This window comes from Pseudomonas sp. LB3P93, from assembly GCF_054898025.1.
The window spans coordinates 4,339,258-4,361,199 of record NZ_CM142713.1 but is presented as its reverse complement, the minus strand read 5'-3'; the positions used below and the strand labels follow the sequence as shown (position 1 = coordinate 4,361,199).

Annotated in this window: 15 protein-coding genes; 10 read left to right on the top strand and 5 right to left on the bottom strand. The window is 58.1% G+C overall.

Annotated features, from left to right (window positions below):
• Positions 1 to 35: 35 nt before the first annotated feature.
• The 5 genes from ACYZT8_RS19735 (at position 36) to ACYZT8_RS19715 (ending at position 9,083) form a co-directional block, all read left to right on the top strand.
• The gene (locus ACYZT8_RS19735; RefSeq protein ID WP_461975217.1) at positions 36 to 1,373 is read left to right on the top strand and encodes a lysine N(6)-hydroxylase/L-ornithine N(5)-oxygenase family protein; all 1,338 of its coding nucleotides are present in this window, start codon (positions 36 to 38) and stop codon (positions 1,371 to 1,373) included.
• A gap of 506 nt (positions 1,374 to 1,879) precedes the next feature.
• Positions 1,880 to 4,582, top strand: coding sequence for a magnesium-translocating P-type ATPase (mgtA, locus tag ACYZT8_RS19730; RefSeq protein ID WP_461975215.1), 2,703 nt, complete (start codon positions 1,880 to 1,882; stop codon positions 4,580 to 4,582).
• A 102-nt stretch (positions 4,583 to 4,684) separates the two neighbouring features.
• Positions 4,685 to 5,095 carry a response regulator gene (locus tag ACYZT8_RS19725; RefSeq protein WP_461975213.1) on the top strand — a complete coding sequence of 137 codons (411 nt, stop codon included), beginning with the start codon at positions 4,685 to 4,687 and terminating at the stop codon, positions 5,093 to 5,095.
• A 142-nt stretch (positions 5,096 to 5,237) separates the two neighbouring features.
• Positions 5,238 to 5,858, top strand: coding sequence for a response regulator (locus tag ACYZT8_RS19720; protein WP_461975211.1), 621 nt, complete (start codon positions 5,238 to 5,240; stop codon positions 5,856 to 5,858).
• Positions 5,859 to 9,083: a response regulator gene (locus tag ACYZT8_RS19715; protein ID WP_461975209.1), complete on the top strand. Its 3,225-nt coding sequence runs from the start codon at positions 5,859 to 5,861 to the stop codon at positions 9,081 to 9,083.
• Positions 9,084 to 9,086: 3 nt separating this feature from the next.
• Here ACYZT8_RS19715 and dkgB read toward each other — a convergent pair whose 3' ends face one another.
• From dkgB to ACYZT8_RS19700, 3 genes are all read right to left on the bottom strand, one after another.
• Positions 9,087 to 9,890, bottom strand: a complete 804-nt coding sequence (dkgB, locus tag ACYZT8_RS19710; RefSeq protein ID WP_461975207.1) for a 2,5-didehydrogluconate reductase DkgB — start codon at positions 9,888 to 9,890, stop codon at positions 9,087 to 9,089.
• Between the two features lie 209 nt (positions 9,891 to 10,099).
• On the bottom strand, positions 10,100 to 10,639 hold the full coding sequence (locus ACYZT8_RS19705; RefSeq protein ID WP_461975205.1) for a PaaI family thioesterase: 540 nt from the start codon (positions 10,637 to 10,639) through the stop codon (positions 10,100 to 10,102).
• A gap of 95 nt (positions 10,640 to 10,734) precedes the next feature.
• A complete protein-coding gene (locus ACYZT8_RS19700) occupies positions 10,735 to 11,643 on the bottom strand; it encodes a LysR family transcriptional regulator (RefSeq protein ID WP_461975203.1) in 909 nt (302 codons plus the stop codon).
• A 104-nt stretch (positions 11,644 to 11,747) separates the two neighbouring features.
• On the opposite strand from ACYZT8_RS19700, the gene ACYZT8_RS19695 reads away from it, so the two are divergent.
• The 5 genes from ACYZT8_RS19695 (at position 11,748) to ACYZT8_RS19675 (ending at position 17,741) form a co-directional block, all read left to right on the top strand.
• Positions 11,748 to 12,614 carry a pirin family protein gene (locus ACYZT8_RS19695; RefSeq protein WP_461975201.1) on the top strand — a complete coding sequence of 289 codons (867 nt, stop codon included), beginning with the start codon at positions 11,748 to 11,750 and terminating at the stop codon, positions 12,612 to 12,614.
• 126 nt (positions 12,615 to 12,740) lie between these two features.
• On the top strand, positions 12,741 to 13,367 hold the full coding sequence (gene ycaC, locus ACYZT8_RS19690; RefSeq protein ID WP_461954935.1) for an isochorismate family cysteine hydrolase YcaC: 627 nt from the start codon (positions 12,741 to 12,743) through the stop codon (positions 13,365 to 13,367).
• A 181-nt stretch (positions 13,368 to 13,548) separates the two neighbouring features.
• Positions 13,549 to 14,991, top strand: a complete 1,443-nt coding sequence (locus tag ACYZT8_RS19685; RefSeq protein WP_461975199.1) for a mechanosensitive ion channel domain-containing protein — start codon at positions 13,549 to 13,551, stop codon at positions 14,989 to 14,991.
• A 258-nt stretch (positions 14,992 to 15,249) separates the two neighbouring features.
• On the top strand, positions 15,250 to 15,690 hold the full coding sequence (locus ACYZT8_RS19680) for a carboxymuconolactone decarboxylase family protein (RefSeq protein WP_461975197.1): 441 nt from the start codon (positions 15,250 to 15,252) through the stop codon (positions 15,688 to 15,690).
• A gap of 188 nt (positions 15,691 to 15,878) precedes the next feature.
• Positions 15,879 to 17,741 carry a DUF3857 domain-containing transglutaminase family protein gene (locus ACYZT8_RS19675; RefSeq protein ID WP_461975195.1) on the top strand — a complete coding sequence of 621 codons (1,863 nt, stop codon included), beginning with the start codon at positions 15,879 to 15,881 and terminating at the stop codon, positions 17,739 to 17,741.
• 1,451 nt (positions 17,742 to 19,192) lie between these two features.
• On the opposite strand, the gene ACYZT8_RS19670 is transcribed toward ACYZT8_RS19675, so the two are convergent.
• On the bottom strand, positions 19,193 to 20,785 hold the full coding sequence (locus ACYZT8_RS19670) for a DHA2 family efflux MFS transporter permease subunit (RefSeq protein WP_461975193.1): 1,593 nt from the start codon (positions 20,783 to 20,785) through the stop codon (positions 19,193 to 19,195).
• Positions 20,782 to 21,903, bottom strand: coding sequence for an HlyD family secretion protein (locus ACYZT8_RS19665; protein WP_461975191.1), 1,122 nt, complete (start codon positions 21,901 to 21,903; stop codon positions 20,782 to 20,784). The genes ACYZT8_RS19670 and ACYZT8_RS19665 overlap by 4 nt, the downstream gene beginning before the upstream one ends.
• Positions 21,904 to 21,942 lie beyond the last annotated feature (39 nt).

Below are 21,942 nucleotides of genomic sequence, written 5' to 3'. Positions count from 1 at the left end.
CCCTTGTTGAGGGGTTCATCCAGAGGACACTGGAAATGACACAGGCAATTGCATCGCCCATCGTTCACGACCTGATCGGCGTCGGTTTCGGCCCTTCGAACCTGGCGCTGGCCATCGCTCTGCAAGAGCGCGGGCCGAACCAGGGCGAACTGGATGTACTGTTTCTCGACAAGCAGGCCAACTACAGCTGGCACGGCAACACCCTGTCGACCCAGAGCGAGCTGCAGATTTCCTTCCTCAAGGACCTGGTGACCCTGCGCAATCCGACCAGCCCGTATTCGTTCGTCAACTACCTCAAGCATCACGGTCGCCTGGTGGACTTCATCAACCTCGGCACGTTCTATCCGTGCCGCATGGAGTACAACGACTACCTGCGCTGGGTCGCCGACCAGTTTGAAGCCCAGAGCCGCTACGGCGAAGAAGTGCTGACCATCGAGCCGGTGCTGCACAATCACCAGGTTGAGGCGCTGCGGGTGATCTCTCGCGACTCAACGGGGCATCAACATGTACGCACCACCCGTTCGGTGGTGGTCAGTACCGGGGGTACGCCGCGCATTCCCGAAGCGTTCAAGGCGCTGAAGGATGACGGCCGCGTGTTCCACCACTCCCAGTACCTGGCGCAGATGGCCAAGCAGCCCTGCGTGAGCAATCAGCCGATGAGCATCGCGATCATCGGTGGCGGCCAAAGCGCGGCGGAAGCCTTCATCGATTTGAACGACAGCTTCCCGTCGGTGCAGGTGGACATGATCCTGCGTGGCTCGGCACTGAAACCGGCGGACGACAGCCCATTCGTCAACGAAGTGTTCTCGCCGGAGTTCACCGATCTGGTGTTCCAGCAGGCGAGCAGCGAGCGCGAGCGTCTGGTCAACGAGTACCACAACACCAACTATTCGGTGGTGGACATCGACCTGATCGAACGCATCTACGGGATCTTCTATCGCCAGAAAGTCTCGGGCATCGCGCGCCATGCGTTCCGTACCCTGACCACTATCGAAAAAGCCACCGCCACCGAGCGCGGCATCGAACTGGCGGTGCGCAACAATGCCACCGGTGAAGTGACGGTTCGTCTTTACGACGCCGTGGTTCTGGCCACTGGTTACGAACGCCAGATGCACCGCAAGCTGCTGGCGCCGCTGGAGCAATACCTGGGTGATTTCGAGGTGGATCGCAACTACAAACTGATCACCGACGAACGCTGCAAGGCCGGCATTTATATGCAGGGCTTCTGCCAGGCGAGCCATGGTTTGAGCGACACATTGTTGTCGATCCTGCCGATTCGCGCGGATGAGATTGCCGGGTCGTTGTATGACCATGGCAAGCACCGTGGGCATAGTCGGTCGGTGGTGGATTTGTTGCTAGCGACAGCCAGCTGATCCCCTCATTCTGATCGTTCCCACGCTCCGCGTGGGAATGCCTCAACGGACGCTCTGCGTTCGGCTTTGAATGGGACGCGGAGCGTCCCGGGCTGCATTCCCACGCGGAGCGTGGGAACGATCAGACCTCGATCCTGAACCCTTCCTGAAGAACCCCGCAATTCCCCCACCACCCGCCGTTCCTTCGTTTACTCTCCAGAAATCGGGGCGTAAGCTTCGCGCGTTTTCATCAATAGCGGAGACCCTCAGTGGGTACTTGTTCGAGTGACAGTAGTCGGCCGGTTTCGATAACCGGCACCTTCCCGGCAAGATAACGCGCAGCCTGTCGTGCCGTTGTCTCGCCTGATAGCGAGCAGCGGAATCCCGATCGCGGCCACTCCTTGGCCGTGTCCCGACCTCTCTCTCATCGACGCTTGACCGTGTGTGATGTTCGACGTTCCTGTCGTCATCGCAGCGACTCGACACGCCTGCTCGAAGGTCTCCCGGCTGACCCTGGGGGCAACGCCATGAACCTTACTCTGCTCAAGGAATTCTTCGCCGGGTTCCTGCGCACCCGTCACATCGGCCGGCACTTTCGCCGACTGGCGCTGCTGGAAAGTTTCGCCGACACCACGGTCAGCCGCGAAGTGCCGCCGACGCTGGCGCAAACCCTGGTCACCGCCGCCAACAGCGACACCGGCCCATTGCTGAAAAAACTCGGCAGCCACACCGACGGCTTGAGTGAAGTGGAAGCCGACACCCTGCGCGAGCAATTCGGCCTCAACGAAGTCGAGCATGAGCAGCCACTGCCGTGGTGGACGCACCTTTGGCACTGCTACAAAAACCCCTTCAACCTGTTGCTGACGTTGCTCGCGGTGATCTCCTGGCTGACTGAGGACATGAAAGCCGCCATCGTGATTTTCTCGATGGTGGTGCTCTCGACCTTGCTGCGCTTCTGGCAGGAAACCAAATCCAACCAGGCCGCCGACGCGCTCAAGGCGATGGTCAGCAACACCGCCACGGTGATGCGCCGGGATGCGCCACGTACCGAACTGCCGATCAAGCAATTGGTGCCGGGCGATCTGATTGTGCTGTCAGCCGGTGACATGATTCCCGCCGATTGCCGGGTGCTCAGCGCCAAGGACCTGTTCGTCAGCCAAGCCGCGATGACCGGCGAATCGATGCCGGTGGAAAAATTTCCGCGCCAGCAGAACAGCGATACGCGCAATCCGCTGGACCTCGAGAACATCCTGTTCATGGGCACCAACGTGGTGTCCGGCACGGCGATGGCGGTGATTCTCACCACCGGCAATAACACCTATTTCGGTGCCTTGGCCCAGCGGGTCGGCGCCACCGATCGCGCACCGACCTCGTTCCAGACCGGCGTCAACAAAGTCAGCTGGCTGTTGATCCGCTTCATGTTCGTCATGGCGCCGCTGGTGCTGTTCATCAACGGTTTCACCAAAGGCGACTGGACCCAGGCGCTGCTGTTCGCGTTGTCGATTGCCGTGGGCCTGACCCCGGAAATGCTGCCGATGATCGTCACCTCGACCCTGGCCAAAGGCGCGGTGTTCCTGTCGCGTAAAAAAGTCATCGTCAAACGCCTCGACGCGATCCAGAACTTCGGCGCCATGGACGTGCTGTGCACCGACAAGACCGGCACCCTGACCCAGGACAAAATCTTCCTCGCGCGCAATGTCGACGTCTGGGGCAACGACTCCGACGACGTGCTGGAAATGGCCTACCTCAACAGCTACTACCAGACCGGCCTGAAAAACCTGCTGGACGTGGCAGTACTGGAACACGTGGAAATCCACCGTGAACTGAAGGTCGGCACGGCGTTTCGCAAGGTTGATGAAATTCCGTTCGACTTCACCCGGCGACGCATGTCGGTGGTGGTTGCCCGGCACGAGCAGCCGCATCTGCTGATCTGCAAGGGCGCGGTGGAGGAAGTGTTGGCGGTGTGCACGCGGGTGCGACACGGCGTGGTTGACGAAGCACTGACCGAGGAACTGCTGGCGCGGATTCGCCAGGTCACTGCCGCCTTCAATGCTGAGGGCCTGCGAGTGGTCGCCGTCGCCGCGCGCCCCATGATCGAAGGCCGCGACACCTACAGCCTGGCGGATGAACAGGAGCTGACGTTGATCGGTTATGTCGCCTTCCTCGATCCACCGAAAGAAAGCACCGCCCCGGCCCTGAAGGCGCTGGCCGCTCACGGCGTTGCGGTGAAAGTGCTGACCGGTGACAACGAACTGGTGACCGCGAAGATCTGCCGCGAAGTCGGCCTGGAGCAACAAGGCCTGCTGATGGGCAATGACATCGAGCGCATGAGCGACGCCCAACTGGCAGTCGCGGTCGAGACCACCAACGTTTTTGCCAAACTCACGCCGTCGCACAAGGAACGCATCGTGCGGTTGCTCAAAGGTAACGGCCACGTGGTCGGTTTCATGGGCGACGGCATCAACGACGCCCCCGCGCTGCGCACCGCCGACATCGGTATTTCAGTGGACAGCGCCGTGGACATCGCCAAGGAAGCGGCCGACATCATTCTTCTGGAAAAGAGCCTGATGGTGCTGGAGGAGGGCGTGCTGGAAGGGCGCCGGACCTTCGCCAACATGCTCAAGTACATCAAGATGACCGCCAGCTCGAACTTCGGCAACGTGTTCTCGGTGCTGGTGGCCAGTGCATTCATCCCGTTCCTGCCGATGCTGCCGATGCACCTGCTGGTGCAAAACCTGCTGTACGACATTTCGCAGATTGCCATCCCGTTCGATAACGTCGACGAAGAAATGCTCAGCAAGCCGCAGCGTTGGCAGCCAGCGGATGTCGGGCGCTTCATGCTGTTTTTCGGCCCGATCAGCTCGATCTTCGACATCACCACGTTTGCCCTGATGTGGTACGTGTTCGACGCCAACACCCCGGACCATCAAACCCTGTTCCAGTCCGGCTGGTTCGTGGTCGGGCTGCTGACCCAGACGTTGATCGTGCACATGATCCGCACACCGAAAATCCCGTTTCTGCAAAGCCGTGCGGCGATGCCGTTGATGGTCATGACCGGGATCATCATGGCGGTCGGCATCTTCTTGCCGATGGGGCCGTTGGCGCACTACTTCAAATTGCAGGCGCTGCCGTCGCTGTATTTCGTGTTCTTGCCGGTGATTCTGCTGGCGTACATGGGGCTGACTCAAGCGGTGAAGGGATTCTACATTTGGCGGTTTGGATGGCAGTAATTACCGAAATCTGCAGTCATTTAGGAAAAGTCCTACAGAAACCTCTGCGCGCCTCCCGTAGCCTCGCCGCATCAAAAACCAGCTATCACCCAAGAGGCTACGATGCCGAATAAAGCCTTACGCATCCTGATCGCCGACGAGCAGCACTTCCAGCGGATGATCATCGAACGGCTGTTCAATCAACTCGACTATTACCGGGTGGCGCCGGTGGAGGGGCTTGCGTCAATGCTGACCCTGATCGAGTACGGTTGCGAACCGTTCGACCTGGTGGTCGTCAATGCCGCTCTTGCGACAGGCGAGCTGGATTTGCTCGGGTACTTCCTCGATAACCGGCAGGTTCGCCACGTTTTGATTTTCGACGGCCAACGGGCGCAGTTGCCGTTGGTCCAGGACTACGGGCACCAGAAGATTCAGGTGAGCCACGCAGCGCTGCCTGATCTGCTGTGCATCCAGCGGCTGATGACGATCATCGATACATCGCCGCAGGAGCGCTATCAGCGGTATGCCGGGTGATGGCGGCTTACCGTTCGTCGGGACTGTCATTTCTTACAGGTAGATTCTGCCTTCGCCACATGCAAGAGTCTTGGCGCAGCCGTTGTGTCTGCCCCGGTGTTATCCGGCGGGCATTCGTCGAGTCTTTGCACAGGGAGTTGTCATGAAGTCAGCGCTGCTTGTGGACGATCATCCGGTGGTTCGCGCCGCAGTCAAGCTTGTACTTGAGCGGGAAGGTTTCAAACGGATTCATGAGGCGGCAAGCGTTGGGGAAGCGTTGACGATACTCCGTGAGCAGGCAGTCGATCTGGTCATATTGGATCTGGTCATGCCCGGCGGCAACGGCCTGGATGTGCTGGAGCGAATCAAAGTCAACGGATGGATGTGTGTGGTGCTGATGTTCACTTCCTTGGATCCGCTGTTTTTTCAGGAACGCTGCATGCGCGCCGGGGCCTTGGGATATGTCTCCAAGACCAATGATCTGAGCCATTTGCACAAAGCAGTGCAAGCCGTCATGGCGCGCTATACCTATTTCGCACAGCTACCCACCGGGCCGGTGGACATGCTGCAACACAGCGAAAAGCAGATGATCGACAAACTCTCAAACCGCGAACTGACCATCCTGCAGTACCTGGCCCGGGGCACTAAAAACAAAGAGATCGCAGAGCTCATGCACCTGAGCCACAAGACTGTCAGCACTTACAAGACTCGCTTGATCGAAAAGCTCGGACTGAGTTCGGCGGTGTACTTGCGCGATTTCGCCATACGCAATCACCTGATCTGAGTGCGCCCGACCGTGCGTATCTTGCTGCTGATCCTGATGGTGTGCCTCGTACCGTCGGTGTTGGCTTCGACGGCCGGCGAGCCTGAGCGCTTGCAGCTACTGGGGCGTTCCACAGTGGAAGGTTACGAGGTCCCTCTGGAGGAACAGGACCGCCAATGGCTGCGCAACAAGCGTGTGTTGCGCCTCGGGGTGAGCGGGCCGGACTACCCGCCGTTCGAGGTGAGGCGCAATCACGATGAGCTGGAAGGCATCACCGCCGATTACGCCGCGCTGGTCGCGCAACTGCTGAACGTGCGGGTCGAGGTGCTGCGTTATGCCACGCGTGAGGCGGCCATGGAGGCCCTTAAGTACGGTGAACTGGATCTGCTCGGGACCTCGAACAACTTCGAACTGGCCGACCCCGAGCTGAACCTCTCAAATGCCTATGCTGAAGATCAGCCGATGCTGGTCACCCGACTGGACGAGCGCATGCCCGAAGATCTGGCCGGTAAACGCATTGCCATGGTCGATGATTATCTGCCGGCGCAGACCGTTGAATCGTTCTATCCCGAGGCCAGCCTGCAACGTTATCCGTCAGCGCTCGATGCACTTGGGGCAGTGACGTATGGGCTGGATGACGTGTACCTCGGTGACCTCATCAGCGCCAATTACCTGATCAACAACAACTACTTCAATTCCGTTCATCTGGTGGGGCCGTCGGGCCTCGACGCTAATCCGTTCGGCTTCGCGCTGGCTCGGGACAACCTGCCGCTGAAGCACCTCATCGACAAGGCGCTGGCGGCGATCCCCATGGAGCAGCGCTCGGTCATCGAACAGCGCTGGAGTGCGGGCAGGGCGAAAGTGGCGGGACAGCAGCGCGTGAGTCTGAGTGAGAGTGAACAGCGCTGGCTGGATCAGCATCCGACAGTCAGTGTGGGGGCTGTGGAGAAATTTGCACCGTTGATGTACTACGATCCCGAGGGGCGATTCAGTGGGTTGACGGCGCAATTGCTCACGCTGATCAGCCAACGCAGCGGTTTGAATTTCCGAGTGCTGCGAGGCGAATCCCTGGACCAGCAGATCCAGCGGCTCAAGGCCGGAGAGATTGATCTTCTGGCCGCCATCATCCCCGAGACCAAAGACGTAAACGAACTGCACTTTACCCGGTCCTATGTGACCTTTCCGTACACGCTGGTCAGTGCAACGACCTCCGGTAGCCCGAAGACGCTGGACGATCTGGCCGGTAAACGCCTGGCGATTTATCCCCGTCACCCGATGCGTGCGTTCATTCAGGCGCGGGCGCCGCAGGTGCAGATGGTGGACGTACAAAACCCGGCCCAAGGTCTGGAATTTGTAGCGAAAGGGCAGGCCGATGCCGCGCTCAGTTCATTGTTCATGACCCGTTACCTGATTGCCCGGTATTACCAGGGGCGTTTACGGATCAGCAGCACCGTAGGCGATGAACCGGCGCGTATCACCATGGCAACCGGCCGTGATGAATCGGAGTTGCACTCGATTTTGAACAAGGCATTGCTGAGCATTTCGCCCGAAGAAATGGACGATCTGATCGCTCGCTGGAGCAATGATGTGGTGGTCGATGACAGTTATTGGCTGCGTCATCGCCAAGGTATTTTGCAGGGTTTTGCCGCAGCGGGAGCTTTGTTGTTGCTGGCCCTTGGCTGGATCGCCTGGCAGCGTCGGCAAATTCGCCAGCGTCAGCAGTGGATGCAGCAGTTACAGGAGGCCAAGGACGCCGCGGATGATGCCAACCGTGCCAAAACCACGTTTCTGGCGACCATGAGCCATGAAATCCGTACACCGATCAATGCCCTGATCGGCTTTCTGGAAATGGCCGGCAAGCGTGCGGAAGAGGGCGTCGCCGATCGCGTCTCCCTCGAAGTCGCCTCCACGGCTGCGCAGCAGTTGCTGGCGTTGATCGGCGACATTCTGGACATCGCGCGCATTGAGTCCGGTCATTTATCGCTGACCCCCGAGCGCGTCAATCTGCGTGATCTGGTGGCGTCGGTGTGCCGGGTCTTTGAAGGACTTGCCCGGGAAAAGCACGTGGCGTGGCGCGTCGATCTGGACCCGCGCAGTGATCGAGAGGTGTTGATCGACCCCACACGCTTCAAGCAAGTGTTGTCCAATCTGTTGAGCAATGCGATCAAGTTCACCCGCGAAGGCGAAGTGGGTCTGACGCTGCGGGTAGCACCCGGTACGTCAGGGCATTTGGCGGTGAATGTGCTTATTCAAGACACTGGCATTGGCATCAGCGCGGCCGACCAGCAGCGGTTGTTCAGTCCGTTCGTTCAGGCCGGAAACAGCCAGCAATCTGCTCGCAAGGGTTCCGGCCTGGGGTTGGTGATCAGCCGCACGTTGTGCGAAATGATGGGCGGCCGGCTGGTGCTGCACAGCGTCCTCGGACAGGGTTCGCAGGTCGAGATCAGCCTGTCGCTGATCGCGTTGAAACCGCTGCCTGCTGGTGAATCGGTGAACAGGGTGGGGGGGCAGGTCCCCACGCGGTCACTGACGGTTCTGGTGGTTGACGATTACCCGGCCAATCGCTTGTTGCTCTCAAGTCAACTGAGCTACCTGGGGCATCGCGTGATGGAGGCCGAGGATGGCGGGGAAGGGCTGGAACTGTGGCGTGCAAACGAATTTGATGTGGTCATTACTGACTGCAATATGCCGAATCTCAGCGGTTATGAATTGACCGGCGCGATACGCGATGAAGAGCGCGCGCAAGGTCTGCCGTCAACGCTGATTCTGGGATTTACCGCCAATGCGCAACCTGAAGAAAAGGTCCAGTGTCTTGAAGCGGGTATGGACGACTGTTTGTTCAAACCCATTCGGCTGGCGGATCTGAGTGTGTGGCTGGCTGACCGGTTTGTAGAGACGACGAGCGAACAACCCTCATCGTCCGAGATCGACTTGAGCGAGCTGGAGCAATACGTCGGTGAAGACCGGACGTTGATCAATCAATTGCTGCGCGAACTGGCAGTGACCAATCGGGATGACCGTGAACACCTGCTTCAAGCCCACGCTGGCAACAATCTCCCCGTTCTGCATGACCTGGCGCACCGCATCAAGGGTGGTGCGCGCATGGTCCGGGCCCAGCGGCTGATCGAGTGTTGTGTCGCGCTGGAACGTGCTTGCGGCGCCGGTCACGCCGCATTGATCGACGAGGCCGTCGATCAATTACAGGATGCAATGCGAAGTCTCGATCAGAGCCTTGAGCAGAGCTGACGCTTAATCCCAGTGCGGCGCGATGCCTTTCGGGCTGGTTAGTCGATGGCCGCGATCCAGGCTTGCGATCAACGCCATGTCGGCCTCGCTCAACTGCAGAGCGCACGCTTGTAAATTGCTTTGCAGGTTGGCGCGTTGGGTGGAGGAGGGGATGACCGCGTAACCCAGCTGCATGGCCCAGGCCAGTGTGACTTGGGCCGGGGTTGCCTGTAGACGATCGGCGATTTGCTGGATGACCGGGTCTTTCAACACCTCGCCGTAGGCCAGGGTCATGTAGGAGGTGATCTGGATGCCCTGCTGCTGGGCAAACTCGACGACCTTGCGGTTTTGCAGGTACGGGTGCAGCTCGATCTGGTGGGTGGCGATGTTCTCGGCGCCGACTGCCGCAATTGCCTTTTGCATCAGGGCGACCGTGAAGTTGGAGACGCCGATGTGCCGGGTCAGGCCCAGTCGTTTGGCTTCGAGCAAGGCGCCCATGAACTCCTCGACCGGCACTTGATCTTCCGGGGACGGCCAGTGGATCAGCGTCAGGTCCAGGTAGTCGGTCTGCAGTTTGCGCAGGCTCTCTTTGAGGCTGTCGATCAACCGGTCCTTGGCGAAGTTGGCGACCCAGATTTTGCTGGTGATGAACAGCTCTTCACGGGCGATGCCACTGGCGGCAATGGCCTCGCCGACCTCGGCTTCGTTCTCGTAGATTTGCGCGGTGTCGATCACCCGGTAACCCAGCGCGAGGCCGGTGCTCACCGAGTCGATGACCACCTGGCCTTGCAAGCGAAAGGTACCGAGACCGAATGCGGGAATAGACATCAATGACTCCAGGGGTTGCAGTGGGAATGGACACGAGTATCCCCGGCTGCCTCCCTGGGAAAAACCGCTGGATGGGCAAAGCAATGTTTACCGCAAGTCATGAATCAAAAGATCGCAGCCTCGTTTCACTCGACAGCTGCTACACAGTACGCAATCCCCCTGTAGCAGCTGTCGAGTGAAACGAGGCTGCGATCTTTCGATCTTAAGCCTTACCCCCGAGCCTCAAGAATCATGCAAGTGGTCGAGCCCGTCGCATACAACCGCCCATCCACATCATAAATCCGCCCCTCGGCCAGCGCGGTGGAACGGCCCAGATGCACGATTTTGCCCTCGGCCCGAACCGGTCCGCTGGCACCGGTCAATGCGCGCACGTAGCTGATGCGCAAGTCCAGCGTCGTATAGCCCTGGCCCTTCTTCAGCTGCGTGTGAATCGCGCAGCCCATGCACGAGTCCAGCAAGGTCGCCGCATAGCCGCCATGCACGCTGCCCAGCGGGTTGTAATGCCGCGAATCCGGCGTGCCCTGGAAAATGAACAGCCCGGCCGACCATTCGATCGGGATGAAATCGATCAAGGCGCCGATGGGCGGTGAAGGCAGTTCACCGTCGCCGATACCCTCGAAAAACTCGGCGGGCGACAGCGCACTGACTTCGGCCATGGACAAGCTGCCCGGCTCGGCCAGACGCGAGCGCATGGCCTGTTCCTGGGCGATCCATTGGGCGAGGGTGGCGTCGCGGTTGGGGCTTTGCATGATGATGTCCTCAGGCGGGAGCGGATATTATGGTTGTAATCCGGATCGATATTATGTCCGAAATAAAAACTCCGCCAGCCCCGTGTGTCGAGTCCTCAAGCGATATCGCTGTGGCTGAACTCCTCGCCTAAAAAGTCGATCAACGCTCTGACCGAGGGCAGCAGCCCGCGACGTGACGGAAAGATCGCGTGCACGATTCCGCATTTCGGCGCCCACCCCGGCACCAGTTCAACCAATCGCCCGGCGGCTATGTCATCGCGTACCACCACGCTTGGCAGGTGCACAACGCCGATCCCGGCGAGCACGGCATGGCGCAAGGCCAACAGGTCATCGGTGACCATGCGCGGTGCGTGTCGAATCATCGCGCTGGCGCCGTCCGCGCCGAACAGTTCCCACTGATATTCACGTTGTGCCGCGCCCCAGTGCAGGCTCGGCAAACCGCTGAGGTCGGCCGGGGAGGCGGGCGATGACAGGCGTTCGCGAAAGGCCGGGCTGCCCACCAGGCACTGCGTACTGTTGCCCAGCACCTTCATCACCATGTCGGTGTTTTCCAGCGGTGGAAAGCGCACCCGCAGGGCAATGTCGAACCCCTCGTGGATCAGGTCGATCCGGCGGTTGGTGCTCTCGATGAACAACTCCACCAACGGGTACTTGAGCATGTAGCGGGTCAGCATCGGCCCGACCCAGGAGTTAAGCAGCGCCGTCGGGCAACTGATGCGCACCAGCCCTTGTGGCTCGGAGCGATTGCGTTCGATAAGTTCGGCGGCGCTTTCCGCTTCCACCCGCATGGCCTGGCAGCGCTGGTAATACGCCTGGCCGATCTCCGTCAGCGAACAGTGCCGGCTGGTGCGGTGCAGCAGCCGTACACCGAGGCGCTCCTCAAGCTCGGCAATGCGCCGGCTGAGCTTGGATTTGGGCATGTCCAGCGCCCGCCCTGCCGGAGCGAAACCGCCGTGTTCCACCACTTGGGTGAAGTAGTACAGGGTGTTGAGGTCTTCCACCATCGTTCTCCAGATAGAACGCTAAGGCTGATTTTTGCAGTCTAGTGCATCAAAGGCAGCGGTTTTAAGCTTTGTCCATCGCGTCAAACAACGAATTTGGAGGCAGGATGAAAAACATCATCGGTATCTACACCAGCCCACGGACCCACTGGGTCGGCGACGGTTTTCCGGTTCGTACGCTGTTTTCCTACGACAACCTGGGTAAACACATCAGCCCGTTTTTGCTGCTCGATCATGCAGGCCCCGCCGAATTCACCCCGACCACCGAACGTCGTGGCGTTGGTCAGCATCCGCACCGCGGGTTCGAAACAGTGACTATCGTCTACAAGGGCGAACTGGAGCACCGCGACTCCACCGGCAGCGGCGGCAAGATCGGCCCTGGCGATGTGCAATGGATGACCGCGGCGTCGGGGATTCTCCATGAAGAGTTCCACTCCGAAGGGTTCGCCAAGAGCGGCGGCACCCTGGAAATGGTTCAGCTGTGGGTCAACCTGCCGGCTCGGGACAAAATGGCCGATGCCGGTTATCAGACGATTCTCGATGGCGACATCCCGAGTATCCGGCTCAAGGACAAGGCCGGCAGCCTGCGCTTGATCGCTGGCGAATTTGATGGCCACACCGGTCCGGCGCGCACCTTCACGCCGATCGACGTCTGGGATCTGCGCCTCAGCGGCGGCAAGTCGCTGACCCTGGACTTGCACGAAGGTCGCAACACCGCGCTGGTGGTGCTGCGCGGCACGGTTCTGGTCAACGGCCAGGAACTGGTGCGAGAAGGGCAATTGGCGTTGTTCGAACGCGATGGCCATCAGCTCAGCCTGGAAGCCAATAACGACGCCGTGGTGTTGCTGCTCAGCGGCGAGCCGATCGACGAACCGATTGTCGGTCACGGCCCGTTCGTGATGAACAGCGAGCAAGAGATTCATCAGGCCTTTGCTGACTTCCAGTCCGGACGGTTCGGTCGGATGAGCGATTGAACACATTGTTGTACTGCGCTGGCGTGCCGGACCTGGGGGCTACCCTTGTCTGGCCGCGTTTTAACGGACATCAGGATTCATTCAAACCGACCCGTTCGGCATCGATAAAAAGCGAGGATTACTCCCATGACTACTTCTTACAAACGACTCGACAAGGATAACGCCGCCGTTCTGTTGGTCGATCACCAGGCGGGCCTGCTTTCTCTGGTGCGCGACATCGAGCCTGACCGTTTCAAGAACAACGTGCTGGCCCTGGCTGACCTGGCCAAGTATTTCAAACTGCCGACCATCCTCACCACCAGTTTCGAAACCGGCCCGAACGGCCCGCTGGTGCCTGAACTCAAGGCACTGTTCCCGGACGCGCCGTACATTGCCCGTCCCGGCCAGATCAATGCCTGGGACAACGAAGACTTCGTCAAGGCGATCAAGGCGACTGGCAAGAAGCAGTTGATCATCGCTGGTGTGGTGACAGAAGTGTGCGTGGCCTTCCCGGCACTGTCTGCCCTGGCTGAAGGCTTCGATGTGTTTGTGGTGACCGACGCTTCCGGCACCTTCAACGAACTGACCCGTCAATCGGCCTGGGACCGCATGTCGTCCTCCGGCGCGCAGTTGATGACCTGGTTCGGCCTGGCCTGTGAGCTGCATCGCGACTGGCGCAACGACGTGGAAGGCTTGGGCACCTTGTTCTCCAACCACATCCCGGACTACCGCAACCTGTTCACCAGCTACAACGCCCTGACCGACAGCAAGTAATCACTGACACACATCACCCCTGTAGGAGCCGGCTTGCTGGCGATAGCGGTAGAGCAGTCAACAATTCAGTGACTGTCAGACCGCCATCGCCAGCAAGCCGGCTCCCTCAGTTTTTTGTGGTGTTATCAGATCCGCAATTGCTCCTACACTGTGCCCATCCGTACATGGCTGGAGTCGCTTGATGCTGTCACTGCTTACCAATCACCCATTGATCTGCGCACTGGTCCTGATCCTGATCGATCTCGGATTGTGGCGCTTGATCAGTGCCAACGGCAGCAACTGGAAACTGGTCGTGCGGCTGGTGATTTTCGCGCTGTTCAGCATCTTGTTGTTCAACGAAGGCTTGAACCCGTTGGAGCCGGCGCCCTGGGCCGATAACGTGCCGCTGCACCTGGCAGCCACGGGGTTGCAGATCGGCTGGTGGCTGTTCGGCGCGCGTACTCTGACGGTGCTGATCGGTGCGGTAATGATGCAGCGGGTCGGGCACACCGGGCGGTTGCTGCAAGATTTGCTCGGTGCAGTGATCTTCTTGATCGCCGTCATCGCCGCCCTGGCCTACGTGCTCGAACTGCCGGTCAAAGGGGTGCTCGCCACCTCCGGTGCGTTGGCGATCATCGTCGGCCTGGCCTTGCAAAGCACCCTCAGCGATGTGTTTTCGGGGATCGTCCTCAACACCACCAAACCCTATCAACTGGATGACTGGATCTCCATCGACGGCACCGAAGGCCGGGTCACTGACATCGACTGGCGCGCCACGCGCCTGCAAACCTCCCAGGGCAGCATGGCGGTGATTCCCAACTCGCTGGCGGCCAAGGCCAAGATCATCAATTTCAGCCGACCGAGCGATATGTTCGGCGTCTCTATCAGCCTGCAACTGAGCCCGCACGCGCGCCCGCAAACGGTGCTCGACGCGCTGGAGCGGGCGATGCAGGGTTGCCGTTTTCTGTTGAACAAGCCGGCGCCAAACGTATCGTTGAAGGGTTCCAGCGCCAGTGGCGTGGAGTACGAAATCAGCGGCTTCGTGGTCTCCATGGATCAGAAGCGCATGGTCCGCAATCTGCTGTTCGACCTGGCGTACCGGCACTTGCAAGCGTCCGGTGTCAGCCTGTTGTCGAGCGTCGAATCCAACGCGCCTGCCGAGCTGTCACGGCCGCGGGCGCTGCTGGACAGCTCGAACATTTTCTCGACCCTGCGCCAGGAAGAGAAAGACACCTTCAGCCAGAACATGAAGCTGCAAACCTTCCGCGCCGGTGAAATGATCCTGCCGGCGGGGGAGGTCAGCGATCACCTGTTCATCATCGAATCGGGTGTGGTCTCGGTGCAGTTGAGCCGTGGCGGGGTCAAGTTCGAGTCCGGGCGCATGGGGCCGGGCGAGGTGATCGGCGAGGGCGGGGTGTTGTCCGATACCGCGCTGCCGGCAGAGTTCAGCGCCAAGACCGCGTGCAGCTTGTACCGGATCGAGAAGGACTACCTCAAACCGTGCCTGGATGCGCGGCATGACATCAGCGAGGCGATGAAGGCGTTGCTGGATTTCCGCTTGCACAAGGCGCAGTCCCTGACCCAAGACGTGCCGAAGGTGGTGGCGAAGAAAGGGTTTTTGCAGTGGTTGCGTAATCGGGCTTAGTTTTTCGGTGGCTGGCCGCTATGCGGATCGCTCCCACATTTGAGCTGTGTGAACACAGATTGTGTTGTCACTGAAGACCCCTGTGGGAGCGAGCTTGCTCGCGATAGCGGCAGCAGGGCCGCCGCAGAAGTTGCGGATCAGCAATCCACCGTCGCCACATCCTTCAATGGCCTCCTCGACTTCTGAGATATTGGCTATTTGTCATCGGCGCCGTCAGGACTAACTTAGCTCCACCCGCACTTGCTATTGGAGTCCACCATGAAACCTCGTATCGATTTCTACACCGCATCGCCAGACGCACTCAAAGCCATGATCGCGCTGGAAACCGCGGTGTCGAAGCTGCCGCTGGAAAAGACCCTGATCGAACTGGTCAAACTGCGCACCTCGCAAATCAACGGCTGCGCCTTCTGCCTGGATATGCACAGCGCCGATGCCCGCAAGGGCGGCGAAGACGAGCGTCGTCTGTACACCCTGTCGGCCTGGCGTGAAACGCCGTTCTTCACCCCGCGTGAACGTGCGGCGCTGTCATGGACTGAATCCTTGACGCTGCTGAGCCAGACCCATGCGCCGGATGAGGACTACGAACTGGCGGCGTCCGAATTCAGCCCCAAGGAACTGGTCGACTTGACCGTGGCCATTACCACCATCAACGCCTGGAACCGTCTGGCGGTAGGCTTCCGCAAAATGCCTCAAGCCTGATCAGTGAGCGTCTGCTGACGGCGCGGCCGGTGGTTGCACCTTGCGCATCAAGGGCACCATCGCCGTGACAGGGAGCAAGCAGATTCAACATTAAGTCGGCAGCTGTTACTGATTGTTTCAAAGCTGTTACAAATGACAGCTAATTGCCTTATACTGCGAACGAATATCATTTATAAAGATGGATCTTTATGCGGTTCGCAGTTTTTTTTCCTGTACGGTTGGTTGGTTCAATAGCGGTATTGGTTTTTGCGCTGAACACTGCAGTTGCCAAGGATGATGGTACCGATTCCTCGATCACGATCGAGAAAGATGTTCGAACCCATGTCATCAACGCAGATGGCAGCTTTGTCGCCACCAATGACATCGTGGTGCTGATCAACGAAGAGCGAGCCATTAAGGCATATTCGCAACGCCCGTTGAGCTACAACCAGACACTGGAAAGCCTGGATGTCGTTGAGGCTTACACCCAGAAGCCGGATGGCCGGAAAATATCGGTCAAGGCTGATCAGATCAAGGAACAACAAGAGCGTGGCTCATCCGATGCGCCAATGTTCCAGGACACACGGGTCAAAGTCGTCATCTTTCCGGAAGTCGCTGTCGGCGATCGCCTAATCATCCAATTCAAAACACAGCGCACCACTGCATTGTTCCCCAAGCAGTTCGAGGCGCTGTCGTACCCCACGTTTCACCCCACCAAGCAATACACCCTTATTTATGATTTGCCGCAAAGCATGCCATTGGATGCCGATGCCCGAGGCTTCAAGGCCCGTGATCCTGTGGTTGCGGCGGGACGCAAAATATATCGCTGGGACTACATTCCCGGCAAAAAAGATCGTATTGAAAGTGGCTCCGTCGCCTATCAGGACTATGGTCAATATCTGGCAGTTTCGACGTTCGCTGACTTCAAAGTCTTTGCCGAGGCTTACGACTCTCGGGCGAAGAGCCGTGTGACGGCAGAAATCGGTGAGCTGGCAAAAACGATCACAGCCAATCTCGATAACCCTCGGGACAAGGCGATTGCCTTGAGCGACTGGGTGCGAAAAAACATCCGCTATGTTGCAGTCTATGTGGGGGCGGGTGGTGTAGTTCCAAATCCTGTCGACAGCATTCTGGCCAATCGCTATGGAGACTGTAAGGATCACGTAGTGTTATTGCAGTCATTGCTCGACGCCATGGCTATAGAAAGCACGCCTGCGCTTATCAACTCTGGTAATGCCTATACCTTGCCCAAGGTCCCGACGCTGGGAGTGCTCGATCACGTCATCACCTACATACCGAGTCTGGACTTGTATCTGGACTCCACTGCGGAGGGAATTGCAGGTGGTTATCTGCCCATTTTTGACCTGGATAAACCCGTCGTTTTTAGCAAGGCTGGAACGCTGGGACGCACACCCTCCACCCAGGAAGGAAAGGTAGAGAACAATACGGTGTTCAAGGTAAGCATCAACGGTGATGCCGACTTTACTCACTCATCCCGAATCACAGGCTGGCCGGCAGAGTTCAATCGCTATGCCATTAAGTCCATGAGCCCTGTTGATCGAAACCAGTTGGTGCAAAAAGTTCTGACGAGTTACGGCCAGACAGGTAAAGGAACGTTCATCGCGACCGAACTTGAGGCGAACGATAACGAACTTTCAATACAAATGGTCGGACAGTCGGAGAAGCTGGTTGGCTTTCCAGGACCTACAGGCATTCCCACGATGAGTAGTTTCGCGGGTGGCATTGCACAAAACGTTTTTGCTTTCGCAGCCGAGAGCGATCGCGTTCAGTCCTTTACCTGCATCTCGGGAGTGACAGAAGAGCAGGCGCGCTTTGAGTTTGCAAAAGAGGTCAGTATTGTCGCGGTGCCTAAGTCGATAACCTTGCGCCATGAAAAAATTGAATACATCTCAACATACTCGAAAGAGCCTGGAGCGGTGGTCGTCCGTCGCCACATGAAGTTTAACAACCCCAGTGCACTGTGCAGTACCGATGATTTCAAAGGCATGAGTTCGATCATTGGCTCAATGGTAAGTGATTTGAAGTCACAGATTGTGGTTCAAACTCAATAGCGACATAAGAAAAAAGGCAGAATCTTTAATTTCTTTCGGTTTAAATAATCAAGAGTTATATTCGTTTGTCTGCGTTTTTTACATGTGTATAAGACAATTCTTGTTTCGTATGTCGTTGACTGTTGATGCCTTTTGTATTTTAAAATGGCCGGGCTAATAAGGAGGTGTATTCCTAATGTATATTTATGGTGGAGTTGTTGTTTGTCAGGGCGATGCGCCCTGCGGGAAACAATTTATTGACTGTGTATTTTTACAAGTTTGAAAATGCCTGCTCAGAAGATTGTTTGATGTTGCTAGAAAATTAAATACTATAAAGGAGAGTGCTAATGCGTGAGCTTTCATCGGCGGAAATCGAAGCTGTGAATGGTGCCTATGGAGTTCCGGGAGCTGTAGCAGGTGCTGCGGCTGGTGCGGCTGGATACGCGGGTTCAATGTTAGGTGGGGGGAAGTTCTCGGGTAGAGATTTTGCAGCGGCTACAGGTGCGGGAGCCCCGGGGGGGCGGTGATGGGGCCAGCTGGTATAGCTAGAGCTTTGGCCGCATCTGGAGTTGCGTTTACAGGGGGGGAGTCACTGGGAATGCTGGTCGACTTGATGCACACTAAACCATAAAGTAAAAAAGGCGTTTAAATAATAATTAGCTTTGCTTAAATTAAGATTTTTAATATTTTCACGTTTTTTTGTGTGCTAGGTCTATCGAGGTGGCATATGTTGATATTAGTGTCGTGTGTGTTAAGTCTGGTGATGGCGTTTTTTTATAAGTCTGCAGTATGGCTGATGCGAGTAAAATTCGGTTTCGCTGTTTCTGAAACATACACTCATCTTGTTGTTCTGCCTATTATAGTTATTGTGGTCATAATGGTTGGTCCGTGGCTTACTGTCTACTTAGGGGGAGGTTGATTATGGAGCGATATTCTCTCAGATGTATTTCATGACGCTTTCCTAGTGCGGCAGACTTGACTTCTCCACGATTCGTATTTTCGTACGTTTATGTCGTTGTGTGCGGACTGCTGTCAATTTATCTGGCTTGCAAACGGTATATAAAATTACCTATGGGCACTGCAGTGATCTTTACAGCGATGATGGCAGTTATGTTGCCGCTCATAAAAATTTACTTAATTAAGTAGCTTGAGTGCAAAGCCCGGGCGTGCTTGTAACGTCCCGGGCCTTGTACTTTTCTCGTTGCAAGCATTTAACTCTCTCTGCATTAGTTATCTTGTTTTTGGGGCTGGGCGGATGGTGGAAGCAGGCGAGTTGTGAGTTCGGCGAAGATTCGATCGTTCGGGTATGAAAAATACTCTATTTGTTCTGCGTGAGTCTATCCCTTAAGCAACTGCCTACGTTCGAATTGTCGAAAAGTGCCGAGAGAAGAGAGCGCGTCGAAGTTAATAGTTGATTGGAGGCTGTGCAGCCTCCAGTGATATGAATCGAACGTATACGCCCCAAGGCTTTCTCAATGCGCGTCTGCTGACGGCGCGGCCGGTGGTTGCACCTTGCGCATCAAGGGCACCATCGCCGTGGCGATGATGAAGCAGACCATGATCATCAGAAACGCGTCGCCGTAGGTCTGGGTCTGGGCTTCGCGGTAGGTCAGCAGCCAGAGCTGATGCAGGCTGGCGGTGACGCCGGCATCGCTGCTCTGGCCGAGGGCCGCGAAGTTGTTGCCGACCTGGGACAGCCATTGATTCAGCGCTTCATTGGTGCTGTTCAGATGTTCCGCCAACCGGGTGAAGTGCAGGTTGGTGCGGTCGTTGAGAATGGTCGCACACGCAGCGATACCGATGGCGCCCCCCAGGTTTCGCATCAGATTGAATAGCCCCGAAGCATGTTTGAGCCGAGCCGGCGCAAGTCCGCCGAGGGTCAATGTCACCGCTGGCGGCACCGCCAGTTGCTGGGCAATTCCGCGCAGTGCTTGCGGAAGCATCAATTCTTTAGCCCCCCAGTCATGGGTGATCGGGCTGAAATCCCACATCGACAGCGCGAACAGCCCAAGGCCGGTCATCATGATCCAGCGCAGGTCAATGCGATTGGCCAGAAAGGCGTACAGCGGAATCGCCATGATCTGGAACACCCCGGTGGAGAAAACCGCCAGACCAATGTCCAGCGCACCGTAGCCACGCACCCGGCCAAGGAACAGCGGTGTCAGGTAAATCGTGGCAAACAGGCCGATCCCGGTGACGAACGAGAAGAAACAGCCGAGGGCGAAGTTGCGGTCTTTCAAGGCGCGCAAATCGACGATCGGATTGGCCACGTGCAAGGTTCGGCCGATGAAGGCCAGACCGGCCAGGCCACTGATCCACGCGGTGGTCAAAATAGTGCTGTCGCTGAACCAGTTCCAGCGTGGACCTTCTTCGAGGGTGTATTCCAGGCAGCCGAGAAACAGCGCCATAAACACCATGCTCACGTAGTCGGCGCCCTTGAGCAGCGACAGTTCCGGCTGGTCGATTTTCACCAGCATCGGCACCGCCACCGCGACGAAAATACCCGGCACCAGGTTGATGTAGAACAGCCAGTGCCAGGACGAAATGTCGGTGATCCAGCCACCAATCACCGGCCCCAGGGTCGGTGCCAGCGAAGCCACGGCGCCGATGGTCGCGGCCGCGATTACCCGTTGTTTGCCGGTGAAGAAAAAGAACGCGGTGGTGAACACCAACGGGATCATCGAACCACCGAGAAAGCCTTGCAGGGCCCGGAAGGCGATCATGCTCTGGATGTTCCAGGCCGCGCCGCATAGCAGGCTGGCCAAGGTGAAACCCACCGCTGAAGCGCAAAACAGCCAACGCGTCGAGAACACCCTCGAAAGCCAGCCAGACAACGGAATCACGATGATTTCGGCGATCAGGTAACTGGTTTGCACCCACGCCGTTTCGTCAGTTCCGGCGGAGAGCCCGCCGCCGATGTCCCGCAACGAGGCGGAAACGATCTGGATATCCAGCAGCGCAATGAACATGCCGATGCACATGGTGGCGAAGGCGAAGACCTTGGTCGCCGTTGTCATGCTGGCAGCGTTGAACGGTTGCGCAGGGGCGGCGAGGGCGCTGCTCATGGCGCGCTGGCCACGGCTGTGTTTTCGGGTTCTTTGCGGGTGTCCACTTCAGCGGTCACCGACAAGCCTGGCCGCAGGTGACCGAGCACGCCATCGGCCGGATCAAGGATGATTCTCACCGGCACGCGCTGAACGATTTTGGTGAAGTTGCCGGTGGCGTTTTCCGGTGGCAGCACGCTGAACTGTGAGCCACTGGCCGGCGCGAGGCTGCCCAGATGGCCGTGGAATTCCTGTCCTGAAAGCACGTCAGCATGAATGATCACCCGTTGACCCGGAATCATGTGCGCCAGTTGATCTTCCTTGAAATTGGCATCGACCCACAGGCCACTGGATGGCACCACCGACAGCAGCTGCGAACCTGCTTGAGCATAAGCGCCGACCCGCGCCCGACGATTGCCGATCACGCCGTCTACCGGGGCCTTCAGTTCGGTGTAACCCACGTTCAATTGCGCCAGATCACGTTCGGCGTGGGCCTGCATCAGCGCGGCGCGGGCTTGCTGTTTTTGCGTTGCAATTACGTTTAGCTGACGTTGTGCTGCCAGCAGTTCGGCCTGGGCTCGCGAGCTGAGCGCCTGCGCCGTTTTGAACGTGGCGTCGGCGCGTTGGGCGCTTTCCACCGAGACCGCATTGCTGCCGACCAGTTTTTTGTAGCGCGCATTGTCGTCCCGTGAGCGGGCGGTTTCGGCGCCAGCGGCATCGATGCCGGCGCGGGCCTGGCCGATCACCGCGTGTTGCAGTTGTTCGGTGGCGTCGAGGTTGGCGAGTAACGCTTCTTCGGCAGCCACCGCCCCTTCGGCCTTGGCCAGGTTGGCGCGGTAGTCGCGGGAGTCGAGGCGGATCAGCACATCGCCGGCCTTGACCTTCTGATTGTCGGTGACCAGCACTTCTTCAATGTACCCCGCGACTTTCGGGCCGATCACCGTCACGTCGCCGCCGATATAGGCATCGTCGGTTTCTTCGATGAAACGGCCGGCAGTCCACCAATGAGTCGCGTACAGGCCGGCAAACACCAGAGCAGCGATGGCCGCCGTCAGCAGGATCAGCCGTTTGAGCAGGGGAGGCTTGGGTTTGCTGACCGGGACAGCGACGTCGTGTTCAAGGCTGGGCATGCTGGTCATTGAGTGAATACCTGTGGAAAGCGGGTCTTTATTACATGC

What these genes read in the sequence shown, in the direction of transcription:
- ACYZT8_RS19685 (WP_461975199.1), top strand. Translation starts at nt 13,549, where the DNA reads ATGCTGTCACTGCTTACCAATCACCCATTGATCTGCGCACTGGTCCTG.
- mgtA (WP_461975215.1), top strand. Translation starts at nt 1,880, where the DNA reads ATGAACCTTACTCTGCTCAAGGAATTCTTCGCCGGGTTCCTGCGCACC.
- ACYZT8_RS19725 (WP_461975213.1), top strand. Translation starts at nt 4,685, where the DNA reads ATGCCGAATAAAGCCTTACGCATCCTGATCGCCGACGAGCAGCACTTC.
- ACYZT8_RS19700 (WP_461975203.1), bottom strand. Translation starts at nt 11,643, where the DNA reads ATGGTGGAAGACCTCAACACCCTGTACTACTTCACCCAAGTGGTGGAA.
- ACYZT8_RS19680 (WP_461975197.1), top strand. Translation starts at nt 15,250, where the DNA reads ATGAAACCTCGTATCGATTTCTACACCGCATCGCCAGACGCACTCAAA.
- ACYZT8_RS19735 (WP_461975217.1), top strand. Translation starts at nt 36, where the DNA reads ATGACACAGGCAATTGCATCGCCCATCGTTCACGACCTGATCGGCGTC.
- ACYZT8_RS19705 (WP_461975205.1), bottom strand. Translation starts at nt 10,639, where the DNA reads ATGCAAAGCCCCAACCGCGACGCCACCCTCGCCCAATGGATCGCCCAG.
- ACYZT8_RS19695 (WP_461975201.1), top strand. Translation starts at nt 11,748, where the DNA reads ATGAAAAACATCATCGGTATCTACACCAGCCCACGGACCCACTGGGTC.
- ACYZT8_RS19720 (WP_461975211.1), top strand. Translation starts at nt 5,238, where the DNA reads ATGAAGTCAGCGCTGCTTGTGGACGATCATCCGGTGGTTCGCGCCGCA.
- ACYZT8_RS19665 (WP_461975191.1), bottom strand. Translation starts at nt 21,903, where the DNA reads ATGACCAGCATGCCCAGCCTTGAACACGACGTCGCTGTCCCGGTCAGC.
- ACYZT8_RS19675 (WP_461975195.1), top strand. Translation starts at nt 15,879, where the DNA reads ATGCGGTTCGCAGTTTTTTTTCCTGTACGGTTGGTTGGTTCAATAGCG.
- ACYZT8_RS19670 (WP_461975193.1), bottom strand. Translation starts at nt 20,785, where the DNA reads ATGAGCAGCGCCCTCGCCGCCCCTGCGCAACCGTTCAACGCTGCCAGC.
- ycaC (WP_461954935.1), top strand. Translation starts at nt 12,741, where the DNA reads ATGACTACTTCTTACAAACGACTCGACAAGGATAACGCCGCCGTTCTG.
- dkgB (WP_461975207.1), bottom strand. Translation starts at nt 9,890, where the DNA reads ATGTCTATTCCCGCATTCGGTCTCGGTACCTTTCGCTTGCAAGGCCAG.